Source organism: Gammaproteobacteria bacterium (assembly GCA_035501935.1).
Taxonomy (GTDB): domain Bacteria; phylum Pseudomonadota; class Gammaproteobacteria; order JAJPIJ01; family JAJPIJ01; genus JAJPIJ01.
In genome coordinates, this window is record DATJVC010000033.1 from 30143 (window position 1) to 48837 (window position 18695).

Below are 18695 nucleotides of genomic sequence, written 5' to 3' on the forward strand. Positions count from 1 at the left end.
ACTCAGTCAGAGTAGGCAGCGCTGAGGATCATCAATTCGCCCTTGCCGCCGGTGGCAAGATCTCCGCAGTATCTTTCGCACAATGGTCCCCGGCCTCTCAGTTCTGACAGGTGAGGATACGTGCGTGTCAGATGCTGGAACAAGAGGCGCAGGAACTGCATCTTCAGAACACCACAGTTGTTGAAGGTGGCGGTGATTCGCTCCGGTCTTCGCGCCAGAATCACGGTCCCACGTTTCATGCCGGAGCCGACGAAATCGCCGGAAGTGCCGCAGGCCAGTATGGTGCCGGCCAGCATCCGCGCGCCACAATAATCGCCGGCGCTGCCTTTAAGGATGATCATGCCGCGCCGCATGCGGTCGCCAACGCGCATCCCGGCATTCCCGGTGACGAGGATGGTTCCACCGTCCATGCCGTGCACCTCGCCCGGTCGCGCCCCTCCCACTTGATTTCCGGTGTTGCCGTGAACCTCTATCAGCCCGTCGTGCATATTGGCACCCAGCCAGTCACCTGCATCACCTTGGACTACGATTTGGCCGCCACGCATGGCAGCGCCCAGCCGCTGGCCAACCCTGCCGCGCACGGTGACGGAACCGCTGCCCATGTCCATCCCGATGTCGTCGAACTTGCCAAGGTCGCCATGCAGTTGCAGGTGTTGCGCGTCATTCCCACTTATTGAAAAAAGATCGCCGACGGTCACCTTGTGGTTTCCGCACTGCAACTTGATCCTGGCGATGGCGGTGCGGCGCATTCCGTGCAATCGATCGGGAATCAGCGCGGAAAGCCCCACCCGCTGCCTCGGAGCCTCTTTCAATGTGAATTTCAGCGGTTTCATTTGAGGATTTTATGCAGGTGAAAGTGATAGGGGCCGAGCTTGCCGCCGTAGTTCCCGGCGCCGATCCGGTAAATGCCCCGCCGTGGCCCGGGGACGCAGGCGGCGCGGATGCCCACGCGCATGGCCTCTCCCACGGACCTCTCATCCAATCCATCGATCACGACTTCAAGCACCGAACCTACATCGGCTGAGAGGACGGAATTCTTTACCTTGCCTTTCAGCGTGGGGCAGTACAGGTGATTGGTCGAGGCGCTGAGGAATTTGTATTTGGAGCCCACCTTTGAACCGGAACCCACCACGCCGCCGGGAAAGGGGGTCACGACTCCCGGGATCTTTTTGATTGCTTTTATGGCCTTTTCACAGGCCGACAGGCCGTGGCCGGAGCTTTTCGCGAAGATCAGGAAATTACCCCCGCCCACCGCCTTGACAACGCTGGCGCTTTCTTCACACATGAATTCGCCGTGCATCACCGGCACCCGCCAGTAGCGGGTGCCGTCGAGCAGTTTGGAGATCTGGTGGCCGTCGCCGAAAAAACGCAGGCTTTTGCCGAGCGGGATGCGATCCGGCGTTCTGAGCCCGGAATAGCAGGCGGCAGTGACGGTGGTCATGACCGACTGGCCGACGCGCTTGAGGACCTGCTCTGCGAGTTGTTTGGTGGAGGTGGAGAAAATGAGTACGGATATTCCCGGGCGTCCGTCGGGAGTATGGCGGGTGTCGAGCTCGCGCTCAATACCGGCCTCGCAACCGCAGCCGATGACAGAGGTGGCAAATCCGCTCAGGGAATTGGCCGCGTGATGGGCCCACTTGTGATTTATCGCCGTGATGATGAGACGCGCCGCCTTCATCGGGAAGGCCTCGGCGAAGGTATTCTCTATTTCCACTCCGTTGATCTTCATGCGCTAGGATCCCGTCGCACAGGGATGGATGATGAGATGGCCGTTGCCGGCGTTTTCAATTTCAGCGTTGCTCAAACGAAAGTTATTCAGCCGCATGGTCAGGTAACGCTCAAAGTAATCTTGCAGGGAATTCTCGATGGCGCGGTCGTATCGGGGACGCAAAGTATGGGTGCCGCCGCTGGTGACCTTGACGATCCTGCCGTTCTTCGCCACGAGCTCTCCATCCTTGAAAACGTAATCCGGTTTTTCGAACATCCGTTCCTTGTTCTGGTGCGGTGTGTAAACGGTGATATCGGCGGCGGCGCCCGCACCGAGATGACCACGGTCGCGCAAACCCAGGCTCCTGGCCGGTGCCGCACGGGTCATGATTGCGATTTCGTAAAGTGAATATTCGCGGCTGATGCCGGCAAGGGTGGACATTTTCTGCGCGTCAGGGTGCAGTGTCGCCAGGCGCTCGTTGCGGAAGCTCCTGTCCATCAGCAGGCGTATGAGATGCGGGTAGCTCGTGAACGGCGCGCCATTCGGGTGGTCCGTGGTGAGGAAGATGCGCCATGGATCGTCGACCTGCAGGAAGATCTCCAGACCTATCGCCCATTGCAGGGCATTGACGAAATTTCTGTGGCGATAGCGGAACGGCACCACCCCGCAGCCGGCATCGCACTCGATGTCCATGCATACCCATTTGTTGGGATTTGCAAAAGCCCGATTCCTGTACTGTGCCATGCTGTCGCCGGAGGCGGTGACCGTCTGGCCGAACATGATCTGGCCCACATCCACGGAGATATTCTTGTTGCGATTGACGGCTTCGGCGATGCGGCCTGCGCCGGAGGAAAATTTCTTGTCACCCTCGGTGCCGTAGCTGTGAAATTGAATATGGGTCAGGTGCAGTGGCAGTCCATCGACACCGGCGATCGTCTTCAGCGTGGTCTCCACATTGCCAGGCACTCCAAGATTGCAACCGTGCACGTGCAACGGGTGCGGCACACCCAGCTCATGGACCGCGCGTGCCAGCACCTGCAGGATCTGTCGTGGCGTTACGCCGTAATGGGCGTTTTTTTCGTCGAGGTCAAGATTGCGCTGGTTGAACTTGAAGGCGCTGATCCCGCCGGGATTAACCACCTTGACGGCGAGCGCCTGAGCGGCCGTAATGGTGAAGGCGACGTAGTCGTTGATTTCTTCCTGACTCTTGCCGGAAGCGAGCATGCGCAACAGGAAATCATCGCTGCCCAACATGACATAGGCGCCCTTGTCGATGATGGGCGTGTCGGCCATTTCCATATGCGCCTGCCGGGCGTTGGCCGGCAACATCGCCGGTTCGAAGCAGGCCGTATAGCCCATCTCCGCGTATCGATAGCCCGTGGCCAGCGTCGACGGCACGGCGTGGCCCACCCCCGATCTCGTGAGGGTGGTGCGCGGCACGGGATCCGGCTGATGGTCTTCGGGCAGCAGGGTCCGTGCGATATTGACCTTGCCGCCACCGATGTGGGTGTGCGGGTCAATGGCGCCGGCCATCACCACCTTGCCGCGCAGATCAAGATTCACGGCCGCCGTTTCGGCGGCGGCGGACGATGGAGCCACGATGCGGCCATCGCGGATGTAAATGTCGCGTTGTTCACCATCCACGCCGTGCGTGGGATCGTAAACGGTAGCGCCGGACAGTTTGGTCAACATGGCTTCAACCCGGCATTAGAGTTGTTTCAACAACGTTTGAAGGACGGCGCCCACGCTGGGCAGCGTCGAGTCCCGCAGGCGGTACAGCGGCAGGGAAACGACGTTGTCCACCCTGCACATTTGCCCCACATGGTCGATGCCGGGGGTTCCCACCGGAATGTATATGGAATATTCACGTTCGAATTTCGCCGGCGGAGGCGCCAAAAAGATCGTGGGTATCGCGGCCTGCGGCGGATGGAGATCAGGATCGAAGCTGGATATCCACAGCAGGGCGTCGACATCGCCGTTTGCCAGAAGATTGGCGGTGGCATTGCGGGACGGATCGTAATCCGGGAAGCCCTTCCCGAAATCCACGCGTAATGGATAACCGCTCTGCCATGTGCACACCGCCCCGGCGGTGACGATGGCCTCGTTGCCGCCCAGGGTCAGCCCGGAGCAGCGCGTGTACTGATTGAGATCCTTGACCAATTCGCAAATGCTGGCGACGGTGATATCCGCTGCCGGGAAATTCAACCGCGGCGGCGCCCAGATAATGACGGCATATTTGGCGGCCTTGAGTTTCTTGACGAACCTGGCCACATGGCTGATCCTGACGCCGGCCACGGTTTCCGCCTGCAGGGGGTTGCCGGAGAGCAGGGCACGCGCCGCGGCCAGCAGCTCATTCAGGCGTTGCGGGTCGTTTTTGAGATGCCACGGTTTGCGTCCATCGGGACTCACCCCCGCGCCGGTTTCAAGACCCCGGCCGAGATAGACGATCTCGCGCTTGGTGGTATCGAGATCGAACATGGACTCCTTGTTCCAGACGTAACGTTCAAAGAATCGCGGATGATCGCTGCCCACGTCGGTGCCCGCGAATACGATGAGATCGGCGCGATTTCGAAGCTCCGCCAGCGTCGTCGTCATCCAGCCGCGATCCTGCATGGCAAGAATATTTCGGTACAGGCCGTCGCCCAGCATGTGATCAACGATCCCGCCGGTGCGATCAGCAAGCGCCATGACGGCGCGCATGCCGGCAACGTCGGTCGACAGCCCGCTGAAAAGCGGGTGACGGGAGGACTTCAGCACTTTCGCCGCCGCCGCGACCGCCTTTCCCAGGCTGACCTCTGTGCCATTAATCCGCGGCGCGGCCGGTACGACGGGGCGTTCGAAGCCAGCTACGGCGCGGGGGCAGCGCGTCGAAGCGACATGCAGCGCACCACGCCGTTCCTCGATTTCGAGATCATCGCAAAGCAGGCTGCAAAACGGGCAGGTGACGGATTTGAAGGTCTTCGACGCGGAGCGGCGAGTGCGCGAATCTTGGGGATTTTCGAGCATGGTTTCTATGATTGGATTTTAGGGCTGACCGCGGACTGCGGCATGACTTGTTTATTGAAACCCACGCACTTATCCAGTAATGGAAAAAGTACCATAAATCAGGCACGTTCACCATACTTTTCATGGCTAGAATCAAACGAATAGGCCTCGCCCGGCCTATTGACAGCCGTGCAGGTTTTAAGCCTAACCCGGCAGGGGGCAGGCGTGTCACCAAGCCGCGGATGGCGGCCCGGCAAGAGGGGCAAGAGGACTGGGGACTGGTGCGGGCCAACCCTGATGAGAAGAATCGGACTGGGTTTAGGAATCGATTGCCTTCAGCATTTCCCGGACTCGTGTGAATTTCTCGCGGGGTTTGCCCCTGGATTCGCCACGCCTGACCTCGGCGGCATCGATCTTGAGCCAATCCTCGAAACTGACGTGCTTGATGCCGCGTTTTGCCAACAGCGGGCAAATCGCATCCATGCCCTTCCTGTCCTCTCCCGAATCGAGCAATGCGAGATCGGCCAGGAGTGCATTCACCGTCGCCGCGCTGTCGCCGCGATTGGTGGCGATGACGCCGGTGGGACCACGCTTGATCCAGCCGGCGCAGTAAAGGCCGGGCACCGTGCCGTTCCCGTCGCGCAACCGTCCTTCCTCGTTGGCGAAAACACCTTTACGTTCATCGAAAGAAACGCCGCTGACGGGCACTCCTTTGTGGCCTATACTGCAAAACAGCAGACCACATGGTAGTTCCATTTTTTCTCCAGTGCCTCGTGCGGCCTGATTGAAGGGTGATCCCTCCAACTTGTTTCTTTCCAGCACGACCGACTCAAGACGTTGCCGTCCACGCAGTTCCACGGGGCTTTTTAAAAAATGAAAATGGCAGCGGCGACGTTTTATCGTGGCGGATCGCCCTGCGAAGCTTTGAAATATTTCCACATTCCTCATGCTGGTGACGTTATTCCTGTCTGCAAGCTCTGTTTCGCTTTCAGGATTTAGTTCGAGGGCTTCGGGTGCCACGATGACATCAGCGTTGGCGAGTTCCCCCAGTTCGAGCAGTTCTTTGTTGCTGAATCTGGCCTGGGCGGGACCGCGCCTGCCGATGATATGTATTTCCCTTACCCGGCTTTCTGCCAGCGCTTCCAGGGCGTGTTGAGCGATATCCGTGTTTTTTAACTCATCGACGGTTTTCGCCAGGATCCGGCAGACATCGGCGGCAACGTTTCCCTGACCGATGATGACCGCGACTTCCCGAGAGAGATCGAAATGGTGGTCACAATAGTCCGGATGGCCGTTGTACCAGCCCGCAAACTCCATGGCCGTGTGACTTCCCGTCAGGTCTTCTCCCGGTATGCCAAGCTTTCGATCCGCCTCCGCGCCACAGGTGAATATGATCGCGTGATAAGCCTCGCGCAGTTCCGTGACCGTCAGGTCCCGTCCGACACAGACATTGCCAACAAAACGGTGATTGGGCGCGCGTGCGATCTTGTCGTAAAACTGTGTCGCCTGTTTAAGCTTGGGATGATCGGGCGCCACACCGTGGCGCACCAATCCATACGGGACCGGCAGACGTTCATACATGTCCACGAACACGTTTTTGCCCGACTTGAACAGTGCCTCGGTGGCGTAAAAACCACTTGGGCCGCTGCCCACGATCGCAACTCGCAGGGGGCATTCTATTGAACCTAAGACAGGCATGCTTCTGAAATTCTCGGTAATCCCGTTTCTTCTTGTGAACCTGCGGCTGGCAGTGATGCTTGCTACTCATCAACGACCGGCAACGGCGGCGTCTGTTCGGCGTAATCTGATTTACAGCATTATATACGCCATATGGTCGATGAGACGATCGCCAATCGGTGCCAGTGCTTTGATGTTTCGCCGGGAAAACGGGCACAATGGCCCCATGGAAGACCTGAATAAGTTGAAAATAGACCGCGGCGGCAAGCGCGGCGCCGGCCCGTTGCCTCGCGGTGGCGGCAGAAAGCGGCTGATGATTTTGCTGGCCCTGATGGTTGCCGGGGTGGGAGGGTATTTCAAGTATGGCGGCCATCTCAATCTATTGCGGCCGCGCCCGGAGGTGGAGGTCGGTAATGTAGTGACGGCCTATCCCTCGCAGGCGCTCTCGCTTTTTAACGCCACGGGCTACGTAGTGCCGCAGACCAGGGCGGATGTCGCCTCCAAGGCCACCGGCCGGCTGCAGGCGATCGAGGTGGAGGCGGGCAGCGTGGTCAGGAAAGATCAGATCATCGCCCGCCTGGAGGATCAAGACGTGGTGGCCGTCATGGAGCGCAATCGCGCCAGCGTCGAGGCGGCGAGGGCGGCCGTCACGGAGGCTAGGGCCCAGTTGCACGTGAGTCAGGCGCGAGTGGCGGAAGTGCGTGCGGAAATGCTGGACGCAGAACGCGCCATGACACGGGCCCAGGCCATGGTCGGTAAAAAATATGTTACCCAGGAATTTTATGATGCGGCGCAGGCTCGTCGTGACAAAGCCGCCGCCAACGTGTCGAGTGCAGAGGCGGGTGTCGCCGCCGCCGCCGCCTCGCTCGCTACTGCGGAGGCACAGGTGACAGCGGCGGAAGCGGCTTACGACGAAGCCAGGGTGGCGGTGGAGTACACGTTGATCCGGGCGCCATTCGACGGCGTCATCCTGTCCAAGCATGCCGACGTGGGCGACGTGGTGGCGCCGTTTGCCTCGGCAAATCAGTCCAAGGGCGCCGTGGTATCGATGGCGGACATGAGCACCTTGCAGGTGGAGGCCGACGTGTCGGAATCGAACCTCACCAAGGTCAGCGTGGGACAACCCTGCGAAATCCAGCTCGATGCGCTGCCGGAGCAGCGGCTGCGCGGCGAAGTGCATGCCATTGTCCCGACCGTGGATCGCGCCAAGGCCACGGTGCTGGTCAAGGTGAAATTCATCGACCCCGAACCCCGCATCCTGCCCGACATGAGCGCCCGGGTGGCATTTTTGAGCCGGTCGTTGACAGAGGAAGATCAAAAGCCGCGCACGGCCGTGCCGGCGGCCGCCATCGTGACGCACGACGGTCACAGCCTCGCGTATCGGCTGGACGGCGATGTGGCCCGTGAAGTGACGGTAATGGCTGGCGGCGAGCGTTTGGGCGACCTGGTGGTGATCAAGGCGGGGCTCAACCCCGGCGACAAGGTGGTGCTGAATCCGTCCGCCGAACTGCGGGACGGCATGCGGATAAAACTACCGCAGTCATGACGCCGGTCGTCGAGATTCGCCGTCTATGCAAGTCCTACCGGCGTGGAGATCAGGACGTGCATGTATTGATGAATCTCGATCTTACGATTTACGAGGGCAGTTTTGTCGCCTTGATGGGGCCTTCTGGATCGGGCAAGTCCACGCTGCTGAACATCATCGCCGGCATTGATCGGCCAGACAGCGGCGAACTGCGCATCGCCGGCATCGATATCACCACGCTCTCCGAAGCGGCGCTGGCGCAGTGGCGGGCGGAAAACATCGGCTTTGTCTTCCAATTCTACAATCTCATGCCGGTACTCACGGCGTACGAGAATATCGAACTGCCGCTGTTGCTGACCGATCTGTCGCGGCGGCAGCGCCGCGAGCATGTCGATATGGTGCTGGACCTGGTCGGTCTGACCGATCGCAGCGAACATTACCCGTCGCAGCTCTCCGGTGGACAGCAGCAGCGTGTGGCCATCGCCCGTGCGCTGGTCACCGATCCCACGCTCATTGTCGCAGACGAGCCAACCGGTGATCTCGACCGGGTGTCGGCCCGCGACATCCTCGATCTGCTCGAATCGCTCAACAGCACTCTGGGCAAGACCATCATCATGGTTACGCACGATCAACTTGCCGCCGATCGCGCCCATGTCATCCGTCATCTCGACAAGGGCGTGCTGACCGACACTGAACAGCCCGCGCCCGCCGCGGCATGAAGCATGGCCTATCTGCCACGCCTGATTTTCCGCAATCTTCTCCGCCACCCCCTGCGGACTCTATTGACGGCGATTGGCATCGTCGTTGCCATCACCGCCTTCGGCCTGCTGCGCACGACCGTCGACGCCTGGTACGCAGGAGTGGAGGCATCTTCCAGCTCGCGGCTGGTGACGCGCAATAAAAACTCACTGGTCTTCCCGCTGCCGCTGCATTATCTGAACAAGATCCGCCAGGTCGGCGGTGTATCGCAGGTCAGCTACGCCGAGTGGTTCGGCGGCATCTACATCGACAAGAAGAACTTCTTCCCCCAGTTCGCCGTGGACGGGCACACCTATTTCAAGTTGTATCCGGAGTTCGTCGTTCCACCGGAACAATTGAGGTCGTTCTCGCTCGACCGACGCGGTGTCATCGTGGGCCGCAAGACCGCAGCCCAGTATGGTTGGAAGATCGGCGATCAAATTCCGCTCCAGGGAACCATCTACCCCGGCACCTGGGACTTTGTCATTGAGGGCATCTATCGCGGCATCGACAGCAAGACCGACGAGACGCAGTTCTTTTTTCACTGGGATTACCTGAACGAGATTACCAAAAAAACCAATCCAGATAACGCCGACAAGATCGGCATTTTTCTGGTGGGGCTGAAGCACGCGCAGGATGCGCCGCTGATCGCCCAGCACATCGACGCCATGTTTGCCAACTCGCTTGCCGAGACGCTGACCGAAACCGAAAAGGCCTTCCAGTTGAGTTTCGTGGCCATGACCGAGGCTATTCTGCTGGTCATACAAGCGGTGTCATTTTTGATCATCCTGATCATCATGGCGGTGATGGCCAATACGATGGCCATGACCGCCCGAGAGCGCCGGGGGGAATATGCCATCCTGAAGGCGATGGGCTTTCCGGCGCGCTTCATCGTCGGCCTTATTTTGGGCGAGTCGCTGCTGTTGAGCTTGAGCGCCGGCGCCGCCGGCATCGTCCTCATCTTCCCCACCGCGCGTGACGTGGGCGCGCGCTTCGGCACGCTGTTCCCCATCTTCAATGTTTCAGCGCAGACGATATGGATGGCGGCGGGCGCCGCGCTGCTGGTGGGGGTGGTCGCCGCCGTGGTGCCCGCCTGGCGGGCCGCACATATACCCATCGCAGAAGGTATGCGGGGTGTCGTCTGATGGGAATCCCGTTGTCTTATATCGTCCGTAATCTATGGGTGCGCAGGCTCACCACCGGACTGACGGCGATGGGCATGGCGCTGGTGGTGTACGTGTTCGCCGCCGTGCTCATGCTTTCGGAGGGGTTGGAAAAGACGCTGGTGCAGACCGGCAGCAACGACAACGTTGTCGTCATCCGTCGTTCCGCGGAGACGGAGATCCAGAGCGCGGTGTACCGCGATCAGGCCACTCTGGTGGCGAGCCTGCCGGAGATCGGCAATGACGCCCATGGCGATCGGCTGGTGTCGAAGGAGGTCGTGGTATTGATGGTGCTGCCCAAACGCGGCACCAACAAGCCCTCCAACGTCACCATCCGCGGTCTGTCATTATCGGGCGTCAGCATGCGCCCGCAGGTGCATGTCATACGAGGGCGCATGTTCCGGCCCGGTTCCGCTGAGATAGTCGCCGGTAACAAAATCGCCAAAGGCTTCATGGGAGCGGGCTTGGGAGAGCATATCAAGCTCGGCCAGCAGGAATGGACGGTGGTCGGCATCTTTGATGCCGGCAACAGCGGCTTTGCCTCGGAGCTGTGGGGCGACGCCGATCAGATGATGCAGACCTTCCGCCGTGAGTCGTATTCCTCGGTGGTGTTCCGGTTGGCCGACCCCGGCGCTTTTGCCGCCGTCAAAAAGAAACTGGAATCCGATCAGCGGCTGACCGTGGAGGCGGAGCGCGAGCCACGCTTTTACGCCCGCCAGTCGGAACTGATGTCGAACTTCCTGCGCATCCTCGGTACGGTCCTGAGTTCGATCTTCTCCATCGGCGCCATCATTGGCGCGATGATCACCATGTACGCCTCGGTCGCCAACCGCACCGCCGAGATCGGCACCCTGCGGGCCATCGGCTTCCGGCGCTGGAACATCCTGAGCGCCTTCATGCTGGAATCGCTGCTGCTGAGCCTGGTGGGCGGCATCATCGGGTTGGTGATGGCCTCATTCATGCAGTTCTTCACCGTCTCGACCATGAACTGGCAGACCTTCGCCGAACTGGCCTTTTCCTTCACCATGACTCAGCGCGTGATCATCGAGGGATTGTTGTTCGCGTTGCTGATGGGCTTTGCCGGCGGCGTTCTGCCGGCGCTGCGCGCCGCGCGCATGAACATCATCGACGCCCTCCGCACTGTCTAACGCCCGGGTTCCAACTATGCGTGCTCTGAGACATGGTTGCACTCGATATGCGCGGGCCACAGCAACTCGTTGGCCGAAGTTCGAACCTCGCGGAGAGTAGAAACCGCGAGCCAAATGCCAACGCCGAGCGCGACCAGAGCATCCGCTTCGTTATGGCCCGTGACGGCGACCAGCACGCCCGCTACGACCGGGGCGAGAGAAACCCAGACATCGCCAAGATTGTGAAGGTACGCGAGGCGCGCTGTGGCGTTGTGATCGGCCGCCTCGTGTAGCAGCCTAGCAACAGCGTAATTTGCGGCCGCAGCAGCCAAGCCCGTTGCGATAGGCACAAGACTCACCACAGGCGCGGGATGCCTGAGGCGCAGGACTGCTTCGATGATGATGCTGGCACTCAAGACGACTAGCCCCAGAGAATTAAGCACGTTTGTAGTGCGCTGAGACTGCCGACCGAGATAGACAGGCAGGAAGAAGGCGAGATAGAGGCAGAGCAACGCGAGTTCATCCGAGAAATTGTGTGCGCTATCGACCAGGAGGCTCAGGCTGTGCGATTGAACGCCGGCGATGGCCTCACCAACTGCAATGGCCGTATTCAACGCGACAGCACCACCAACCGCTTTACGAAAGTGCGACACCGCTGCTCCTATGTGGCGCCCAACTAGAGTTAGATTTCACTTTTGCGATCTGATCTGGGTATCAACGCCGTATAAACTGGTGTGCATGTTTTAACCCCGTGATTTTAGCCAGCCAAATATTGAAAACATGGCGATGATTTTATCAAAAGACTGACAGGGCCTAGTGAGAGAACATCAGAAGATGGGGTTCGATATCAGCCCGATGGTGGGCGTGCGTTATACTGTTTACATAGTGCGACAGTAAAACAACCAAAATTAAGCTATAAATCAGGGAATAAGCGTGATTCCAGGGTTCAAAGAAGAAAGATTGGTGGCGGTGACGGCACCGGCGCGGCTGCATTTCGGTTTCGTCGATCTTAACGGCGAACTGGGACGGCAATTCGGCAGCCTGGGACTCGCCATCGCCGATCTGGCCACCAAGCTCATCATCCGCCCGTCCGCGCAGAACGTGACGCACGGGCCGGATGCGGCGCGCGCAAGACACTTTGCCGATGTGCTGTTGCATGAGTGGGGCATACAAAGCGCCGTGTCGATCATCGTTGAGCACGCTATCCCGTCGCATTGCGGCCTCGGCTCCGGCACGCAGATGGCGCTGGCCGTGGGCACCGGACTCGCCAAGCTTTTTGAAATCGATATCAATACCACGGAGTTGGTGCGAATCACCAATCGCGGCACGCGCTCCGGCGTCGGCCTCGGCGCCTTTGATCATGGCGGCTTCCTCGTCGACGGTGGGCGTGGACCGAATACAATAGCGCCGCCCTTGATCAGCCGCCTGCCGTTCCCCGAACAGTGGCGCATGTTGCTGATCTTCGATGACGAGCGTGAGGGCCTGCATGGACAGAGCGAGCGCGATGCGTTCAAGCAACTGTCGCCGATGCCGTCCGAGACATCCGCCGAATTGTGCCGCCGCGTGCTGGTGCAGTTGTTGCCGGCGTTGGTGGAAGAGGATTTCATGAACTTCAGCGATGCAATTACGCGATTGCAGGAGGCGACGGGCGATCAATTCTCAAGCGTCCAGGGCGGCCGTTACACCAGCCCGCGTGTGGCCGAGGTGCTGGAGTGGCTGCGCGGGCAGGGCGTGGCTGGCCTCGGCCAGAGTTCGTGGGGGCCGACGGGGTTCGCATTTTTCGCCACCGCTGACGAGGCGGAAAGCATGGCGGCATTGGCGCGCCAGCGCCGGCAATCCACTGCGACGCTGCGATTCATGGTTTGCCGGGCGCGCAATGAGGGCGCGCGTGTTCGCACTCATGTGGCACGTCATCTGATCGCCGCCTGATGTAAAACCACTGCGTGAGTCATCAACCATGAAAAATCCATATCTGCTGCATATTTTCTGTCCCACGAAAAACGTCAGTCCGTTCGACATCAACATGGCCTATGAGGCCCGCTATGACGCCGTGATCCCCCACAGCGACGTGACGCTCGATGACATCCGTCCGTTGACACAGGACACCATTTTCTCGCGCGGCCCCACGGGCGTGAAGCGCACCGGCATTTTCATCGGCGGCCGCGATTTCGGCCTGGCGCTGGACATGCTTGACGAGGCCCGCAAATCGATGGTGCCGCCGTTCGAAGTATCCGTGTTCGTCGATCCCTCCGGCGCGATTACCACCGCCGCGGCGCTGATGGCGTGCGTGGAATGGTGGGTGCGCAAACGCAAGAAGGGCGATCTGGAAGGCAAAAACGTGCAGATTTTCGGCGGGACCGGTCCGGTCGGCGTGTGCGCCGGTCTGCTGGCGTCGCAGTGTGGAGCGAAGGTGACGCTGGTCAGCCATCAGGGGGCGGCGGTGGCGCAGGCGCTGGCCGATCGTTACAACGCGCGCTTCAGGACCGACATGCGTGGCGGAGACAGCAGTTCGGAGGCTGCATCAGGGTCGCTGATAGCTGGCGCCGAGATCGCCATCGGTGCCGCCAAGGCGGGTGTGTGCGTATTGTCCGAAAAGTTATTGAAGCAGGCCCGGAAGCTGATGGTGGCCGCCGACGTGAACGCCGTGCCGCCCACGGGTATCGAAGGCGTGGGGGTGCATGACATGGGCAAGCCCATTGCCGCCACGCCCGCCGGCGCGGCGGGCATCGGCGCGCTGGCGGTGGGCAACATCAAATACAAGGTGCATACCCGTCTCTTCAAAAAAATGTTCGAAGCGAAGAAGCCGCTATATCTGAGTTTCCCGGAGGCCTTTCAGGTGGCCCGCGAGATTGTCTCCTCCAGTTTGAAGTGACCTCGGTTCTGATCATTGCGCAATCGGCGCGCGCGCTGGCGCAGTCGGCGGTCAAGGCGGGCTGGAAAGCCTATGCCATCGACCAGTTCGGTGATTTGGATACCCGTGCGGCAACGCAGCACTGTGATGTAGTCTGCAATTTCAGCGATACCCCCACCCTTCTTGTTGTCGTTGAGCTGCTTTTGGACAAGCATCATCCAAGTGCCTGCGTCATCGGTGGTGGCATGGAATCCGCTCTGGAATCCCTCATGGCTGTCAACGAACGCCTGCCGTTTACGGGCAATTCGCTGGAGATTTACCGTCGCCTGTGCGATCCTATTTCCTTCTGCAAATTGCTGGACAATCTCGGCATCACATATCCTGAAACGGTGTCCGATGGTTCAGCAGCGTCGACGTCTGGCTGGCTAGCGAAGCGTGTAGGGGGCAGCGGCGGCGGGCACATACGACCATTGGCGGCGGGTGAGTTGCCGGGCGATGGGTATTATCGACAGCGGAGGGTTGATGGTATGTCCGCGTCCGTGTTGTTTCTTGCCAATGGCAGGAACGCGCAGGTTCTCGGTTATACACGGCACTGGCAGGCGCAGCCGGATGCAGGCCGGTCTTACTGCCGCAGTGGCTTGATACGCTGGTCGGCGGTACCCGCGCCCACAAGGGCACAATTGGAAAATACGGTCAGTGAGCTGACCCTGGCCGCCGGCCTGCGCGGCTTGTGTGGATTGGATTTCATGCTGGGTGATGACGGGTCAATCGCGGTTCTGGAGATCAATCCACGACCGCCCGCCAGCTTCGAATTGCATGAAGGCGAAGCAAGCCTGCTCGGAGCGCACCGGCGGGCTTGCGACGGCGAGTTGATTTCACCGCCGCCAGCGCCGGCATCAGCGGTCAAGGCATCGGTGGCGTTGTATGCGACGTGTTCGTTGACGGTGCCCGCGGGTTTCGTGTGGCCGCGATGGTGCGCGGATATTCCGGCCGCGGGAACAGTCATCGAACGGGATCAGCCGGTATGCACGGTGATGGCGCTGGCCACGAGCATGGAAGCCACCCAGGCCCTGGCGGAGAAAAGGCTGTTGACTTTGCTGGCCGAATTGAAAAACTTTCAATCCATAACTTGACGAGAGTATGCCAATGATCGGCAAAACAACCGCCACTCGAAAGGACAAACCGGCCGTCAGCATAAATGCCATGACGGCACCATTGGTGAAGTCGCTTGTTAAAAACGCCGGTGCGCTGGGTCTGGGCGTGAGCAAGCTCAAAAACGGGGTGACCGTCATTGATGCGGGCATCGAGGCTCCAGGAGGCCTGGAGGCGGGCCGCTTGATTACGGAAATCTGCATGGGTGGATTGGGCCACGTCAACATCCGTTCGGCAAAGGTATTTGCGCGCTGGAGCTGGCATCTCGACGTCTGGTCCAGCAGCCCGGTGCTCGCCTGTCTGGGCAGCCAGTATGCCGGCTGGAATTTGAGCCATGGCAGCGGCAAGGAAGCCTTCGGCGCCCTCGGTTCCGGACCGGCGCGCTCGCTCGGCAGCAAGGAGCGGCTGTTTCATGAATTGAATTATCGCGACCACGCCGCGCAGACGACGATGATCATCGAAGTGGACAAGATACCGCCCGTCGAACTCACGCGGAAAATCGCCGACATGTGCGGTGTGCGCCCAGGCGCGCTCACCCTGGTCCTGACGCCGACCAACAGTCTCGCCGGCGGCATACAGGTCGTGGGCCGTGTACTGGAGGTGGCGTTGCACAAGGTTCACACGGTCGGCTTTCCGCTGGCCGACATCGCCGATGGCGTCGCCAGCGCGCCCATCTGTCCGCCGGCACAGGATCCCATGGTCGCGATGGGCCGCACCAATGACGCCGTCATTTTCGGAGGCCATGCCCACCTCTATGTGCGTGGTACGGATGCGGATGCGCAGGCGCTGGCGCAAAAACTGCCGAGCAACAGCTCACGCGATTTCGGCCGTCCCTTTGCGGAGGTGTTCAAGGAAGTGAATTATGATTTCTACAAGGTCGATCCGATGTTGTTCAGCCCGGCGCGGGTGGCAGTGACGGCGCTGAAGTCCGGCCGCACATTCCACGCCGGCCGGTTGCACGAGGAGTTGCTCGATCGTTCCTTCGGCGCTGAAAAATAGCTATTCTGCAGTGTGATGATCGAGCCACATATTGCGATTATCACGGATGAACCGGGCTGGCACGGCCGACAGTTGAAGCGGGCCTTCGCCGCCCGAGGCCGGCAGGGCTTGTACGTGTCTTCGACGGAATGCCGGCTGGACTTGAGCGGCCCCCAGCCGCGCGTGCTTCTGCCGGGATTCAAGAAACCGCCTGCCGGCGTATTCGTGCGCGGCATCCCCGGCGGCACGCTGGAACAGGTCATCCTGCGATTGGATTGTCTGCATGCCTTGAGTGAACTCGGTATCTTGATCTACAACCATCCCCGCGCCATCGAGCGCACGGTCGACAAGGCCATGACCAGCTTTCTGCTCAAGCGCGCGCAGCTGCCCACGCCGGAGACCTGGGTGTGCGAATCGGAACCGCAGGCGCGCGCCATCGTGCTCAAGGAATGTGCGCGTGGGCGCAAACTGGTGGCCAAGCCGCTGTTCGGCTCGCAAGGCACCGGCGTGCGATTGATTGAAAAGGTCGCCGATCTCGAGGACCGCGAAGGTTTGCAGGGTGTTTATTATCTGCAGGCCTTTCAGGAAAAACTGGCCGAGCAATGGTGTGACGTGCGGGTATTCGTCATCGACGGCGTGGCGGTGGCGGCGATGCGGCGCTCCAGCGCCCATCACTGGATTACCAACCGCGCGCGCGGCGGCCGTTGCGAGGCGCTGCCATTGGACGGGACGTTGACACAGTTGGCCGAAGCGGCGGCGCGGGCCATCGACATCGATTACGCCGGCGTCGATCTGATGCCGCTCGCGGATGGCGGTTACACCATCACCGAGGTGAACAGCATCCCCGCCTGGCAAGGTTTGCAGTCGGTGGCGGGCATCGATATCGCCGCGCGACTGGCTGATCATTTCTTCAGCCGCATGGCGCCAGTGACCGGGTTGCAAGCGGTGACGTGAAGTCGCTGTCGCCGGATCAGGTGCAGGCCGTGGTCCGGGAGGCCTGTAATGCCGATGTGCAGGCGTTCAAGCCCGGCAACGTCAGTGTCGATTCCGCAGGGCATCGCATGCAGGCGGAGCACTTTCTCCACAGCGCCGATCTGGTCGCCCCGGTGTTGGCCCGCCCTGATTTGACCGTCGGGCAGCGCATCGAACAGGCGGTTGACCTGACCATGGCGCAGGTGGGTTGCAATACCAATCTCGGCATTGTTCTCCTGCTGGCCCCACTGGCCCAGGCGGCCCTCCTACGGTTTTCCACGGACGACTTTCAGGAACGTCTAGGGCGGGTATTGCGCGCCTTGACGCAGACGGATGCCGCTGCCGCCTACCGGGCCATCAGGCAGGCCAGCCCCGCCGGTCTGGGGCACCACTCGCAGCAGGACGTGGGCATGGAACCGGAAGTAACGCTGCTTGAGGCCATGCAACTGGCTGCGGATCGGGACCAGATTGCCCGCCAATATGCCCAAGATTATGCAGACATTTTTACCCTTGGGGTAACGGCCCTGAAGGAAGGCTGGGCGAGGGGATGGGGGCGGGAGTGGGGGGCGGTGGCATGCTATCTGGCCTTTCTGTCCCGGATACCGGATACCCACATCTGCCGCAAATATGGGCGGGAGGTGGCGGAAATGGTGCGGCAGGAGGCCGCGGGAGTGGAAACTGATTTCAAAGCGTGCGAGAATTCGACCACAGCCTATAATAAGCTGTTGAGTTTTGATAACAAGTTGAAACAGGGAGGATACAATCCGGGCACCAGTGCCGACCTCACTGTGGCGAGTTGGACCGCCTGCCGATTGCAGACTTTCCTGAAAGAAGCCCCGTCGCACGACGGTGGCGGACATAAGTAACTAAAAACGGTCGGGTCCATCCCAATCGAAAAAGATGCAACAAGGTGACAAGCGATGTCTATATTCAAAGCACTTGTCTGGCAACCATCTACTGGAGACTCAAGAGGAGGTAGAACCATGGCAGTGGTAGATCGTGTACTAGTCGGTGAATCACTGGTCGGCGACGGCAATGAAATTGCCCACATCGACCTGATTATGGGACCTCGCGGCAGTGCGGCGGAGGCAGCTTTCTGCAACGCCCTGGTTAACAACAAGGACGGCTTCACCTCTCTGCTCGCGGTCGTATCCCCCAATCTCGCCGCCAAACCCAGCACCGTGATGTTCAACAAGGTGACCATCAAGGGCGCCAAGCAGGCCACCCAGATGTTCGGGCCCGCACAACGCGCCGTGGCGATGGCCGTCACCGAGTGCGTGGAAGACGGCACCATCCCGGCAAACGAAGCGGACGATATCTTCATCTGCGTTGGCGTGTTCATCCACTGGATGGCCGCCGACGACAAGAAGATTCAGGACTTCAATCATCAGGCCGTCAAGGAATCCATCAAGCGCGCCGTCAAACGCGAGCCGAAGGCTTCCGAGGTGATCGCCAAGAAGAAGACCGCGCATCCGTTTGCCGCGCATGTCTGATTTGCTATAACAACAATAACAGGGTTCTGGTTGAACCCATGCCTGATCGCCCCGGCCCGCCCGGGGCGATTTTTTTCAGTGTCCGGAATCGGGGTGTGATACTGAGCCGACACGACAAGCGCCCAAAAGCACCAGTATTGAGCGTGTTTCACGCCGTAGTGAACTAATTCAGTTCAGGTTTAATCCCCACCTGTAATATGCAGCGCCTGTCATCCATGTTTCGCTTCAGTGTTCTCGACAAAATTCAACAGCTTATATAAAATTGCGCACATTTTTTGCATCGCATCATTACAGGGTTTGAATATTTACTTAAGGAGTGCTGGTCT

General features: G+C 60.1%; 17 protein-coding genes. 11 read left to right on the forward strand and 6 right to left on the reverse strand.

What is annotated here, in order from left to right:
* Positions 1 to 2: 2 nt before the first annotated feature.
* The 5 genes from VMH34_08875 to VMH34_08895 form a co-directional block, all read right to left on the reverse strand.
* The gene (locus tag VMH34_08875; GenBank protein HTT08884.1) at positions 3 to 833 is read right to left on the reverse strand and encodes a formylmethanofuran dehydrogenase subunit C; all 831 of its coding nucleotides are present in this window, start codon (positions 831 to 833) and stop codon (positions 3 to 5) included.
* Positions 830 to 1729 (reverse strand): formylmethanofuran--tetrahydromethanopterin N-formyltransferase, encoded by a 900-nt coding sequence (gene fhcD / locus VMH34_08880; protein ID HTT08885.1) that lies wholly within the window; start codon positions 1727 to 1729, stop codon positions 830 to 832. Before fhcD ends, VMH34_08875 begins: the two co-directional genes overlap by 4 nt.
* Positions 1730 to 1732: 3 nt before the next feature.
* The gene (locus VMH34_08885; GenBank protein ID HTT08886.1) at positions 1733 to 3400 is read right to left on the reverse strand and encodes a formylmethanofuran dehydrogenase subunit A; all 1668 of its coding nucleotides are present in this window, start codon (positions 3398 to 3400) and stop codon (positions 1733 to 1735) included.
* Between the two features lie 15 nt (positions 3401 to 3415).
* Positions 3416 to 4714, reverse strand: coding sequence for a formylmethanofuran dehydrogenase subunit B (locus VMH34_08890; protein HTT08887.1), 1299 nt, complete (start codon positions 4712 to 4714; stop codon positions 3416 to 3418).
* 297 nt (positions 4715 to 5011) lie between these two features.
* Positions 5012 to 6346, reverse strand: a complete 1335-nt coding sequence (locus VMH34_08895; protein HTT08888.1) for an NADP oxidoreductase — start codon at positions 6344 to 6346, stop codon at positions 5012 to 5014.
* 250 nt (positions 6347 to 6596) lie between these two features.
* Between VMH34_08895 and VMH34_08900 the strand changes: the two genes are divergently transcribed.
* The 4 genes from VMH34_08900 to VMH34_08915 are packed head-to-tail and all read left to right on the forward strand — an operon-like array spanning position 6597 to position 10944.
* Positions 6597 to 7916, forward strand: coding sequence for an efflux RND transporter periplasmic adaptor subunit (locus VMH34_08900; protein HTT08889.1), 1320 nt, complete (start codon positions 6597 to 6599; stop codon positions 7914 to 7916).
* The gene (locus VMH34_08905; protein ID HTT08890.1) at positions 7913 to 8614 is read left to right on the forward strand and encodes an ABC transporter ATP-binding protein; all 702 of its coding nucleotides are present in this window, start codon (positions 7913 to 7915) and stop codon (positions 8612 to 8614) included. The genes VMH34_08900 and VMH34_08905 overlap by 4 nt, the downstream gene beginning before the upstream one ends.
* A 3-nt stretch (positions 8615 to 8617) precedes the next feature.
* The gene (locus VMH34_08910) at positions 8618 to 9778 is read left to right on the forward strand and encodes an FtsX-like permease family protein (protein HTT08891.1); all 1161 of its coding nucleotides are present in this window, start codon (positions 8618 to 8620) and stop codon (positions 9776 to 9778) included.
* The gene (locus VMH34_08915; protein HTT08892.1) at positions 9778 to 10944 is read left to right on the forward strand and encodes an ABC transporter permease; all 1167 of its coding nucleotides are present in this window, start codon (positions 9778 to 9780) and stop codon (positions 10942 to 10944) included. The genes VMH34_08910 and VMH34_08915 overlap by 1 nt, the downstream gene beginning before the upstream one ends.
* Positions 10945 to 10958: 14 nt before the next feature.
* On the opposite strand, the gene VMH34_08920 is transcribed toward VMH34_08915, so the two are convergent.
* Positions 10959 to 11576, reverse strand: coding sequence for a cation transporter (locus VMH34_08920; protein HTT08893.1), 618 nt, complete (start codon positions 11574 to 11576; stop codon positions 10959 to 10961).
* A 280-nt stretch (positions 11577 to 11856) separates the two neighbouring features.
* Here VMH34_08920 and VMH34_08925 point away from each other — a divergent pair, with 280 nt between their 5' ends.
* From VMH34_08925 to fae, 7 genes are all read left to right on the forward strand, one after another.
* Positions 11857 to 12852: a beta-ribofuranosylaminobenzene 5'-phosphate synthase family protein gene (locus VMH34_08925; GenBank protein HTT08894.1), complete on the forward strand. Its 996-nt coding sequence runs from the start codon at positions 11857 to 11859 to the stop codon at positions 12850 to 12852.
* A gap of 28 nt (positions 12853 to 12880) precedes the next feature.
* Positions 12881 to 13795 carry an NAD(P)-dependent methylenetetrahydromethanopterin dehydrogenase gene (locus VMH34_08930; protein HTT08895.1) on the forward strand — a complete coding sequence of 305 codons (915 nt, stop codon included), beginning with the start codon at positions 12881 to 12883 and terminating at the stop codon, positions 13793 to 13795.
* The gene (locus tag VMH34_08935) at positions 13792 to 14907 is read left to right on the forward strand and encodes an ATP-grasp domain-containing protein (GenBank protein ID HTT08896.1); all 1116 of its coding nucleotides are present in this window, start codon (positions 13792 to 13794) and stop codon (positions 14905 to 14907) included. The genes VMH34_08930 and VMH34_08935 overlap by 4 nt, the downstream gene beginning before the upstream one ends.
* A gap of 70 nt (positions 14908 to 14977) precedes the next feature.
* A complete protein-coding gene (gene mch, locus VMH34_08940; GenBank protein ID HTT08897.1) occupies positions 14978 to 15925 on the forward strand; it encodes a methenyltetrahydromethanopterin cyclohydrolase in 948 nt (315 codons plus the stop codon).
* Between the two features lie 15 nt (positions 15926 to 15940).
* Positions 15941 to 16858, forward strand: coding sequence for a RimK family alpha-L-glutamate ligase (locus VMH34_08945; GenBank protein HTT08898.1), 918 nt, complete (start codon positions 15941 to 15943; stop codon positions 16856 to 16858).
* Positions 16855 to 17742 (forward strand): triphosphoribosyl-dephospho-CoA synthase, encoded by an 888-nt coding sequence (locus tag VMH34_08950; protein ID HTT08899.1) that lies wholly within the window; start codon positions 16855 to 16857, stop codon positions 17740 to 17742. Before VMH34_08945 ends, VMH34_08950 begins: the two co-directional genes overlap by 4 nt.
* A 117-nt stretch (positions 17743 to 17859) precedes the next feature.
* A complete protein-coding gene (gene fae / locus VMH34_08955) occupies positions 17860 to 18369 on the forward strand; it encodes a formaldehyde-activating enzyme (protein HTT08900.1) in 510 nt (169 codons plus the stop codon).
* The last annotated feature ends 326 nt before the right edge of the window (positions 18370 to 18695 follow it).

Bases quoted from the DNA above. Each gene is read 5' to 3' on its own strand.
- VMH34_08875 (HTT08884.1), bottom strand. From the start codon at position 833: ATGAAACCGCTGAAATTCACATTGAAAGAGGCTCCGAGGCAGCGGGTG.
- fhcD (HTT08885.1), bottom strand. From the start codon at position 1,729: ATGAAGATCAACGGAGTGGAAATAGAGAATACCTTCGCCGAGGCCTTC.
- VMH34_08885 (HTT08886.1), bottom strand. From the start codon at position 3,400: ATGTTGACCAAACTGTCCGGCGCTACCGTTTACGATCCCACGCACGGC.
- VMH34_08890 (HTT08887.1), bottom strand. From the start codon at position 4,714: ATGCTCGAAAATCCCCAAGATTCGCGCACTCGCCGCTCCGCGTCGAAG.
- VMH34_08900 (HTT08889.1), top strand. From the start codon at position 6,597: ATGGAAGACCTGAATAAGTTGAAAATAGACCGCGGCGGCAAGCGCGGC.
- VMH34_08905 (HTT08890.1), top strand. From the start codon at position 7,913: ATGACGCCGGTCGTCGAGATTCGCCGTCTATGCAAGTCCTACCGGCGT.
- VMH34_08910 (HTT08891.1), top strand. From the start codon at position 8,618: ATGGCCTATCTGCCACGCCTGATTTTCCGCAATCTTCTCCGCCACCCC.
- VMH34_08915 (HTT08892.1), top strand. From the start codon at position 9,778: ATGGGAATCCCGTTGTCTTATATCGTCCGTAATCTATGGGTGCGCAGG.
- VMH34_08930 (HTT08895.1), top strand. From the start codon at position 12,881: ATGAAAAATCCATATCTGCTGCATATTTTCTGTCCCACGAAAAACGTC.
- mch (HTT08897.1), top strand. From the start codon at position 14,978: ATGACGGCACCATTGGTGAAGTCGCTTGTTAAAAACGCCGGTGCGCTG.
- VMH34_08945 (HTT08898.1), top strand. From the start codon at position 15,941: ATGATCGAGCCACATATTGCGATTATCACGGATGAACCGGGCTGGCAC.
- fae (HTT08900.1), top strand. From the start codon at position 17,860: ATGGCAGTGGTAGATCGTGTACTAGTCGGTGAATCACTGGTCGGCGAC.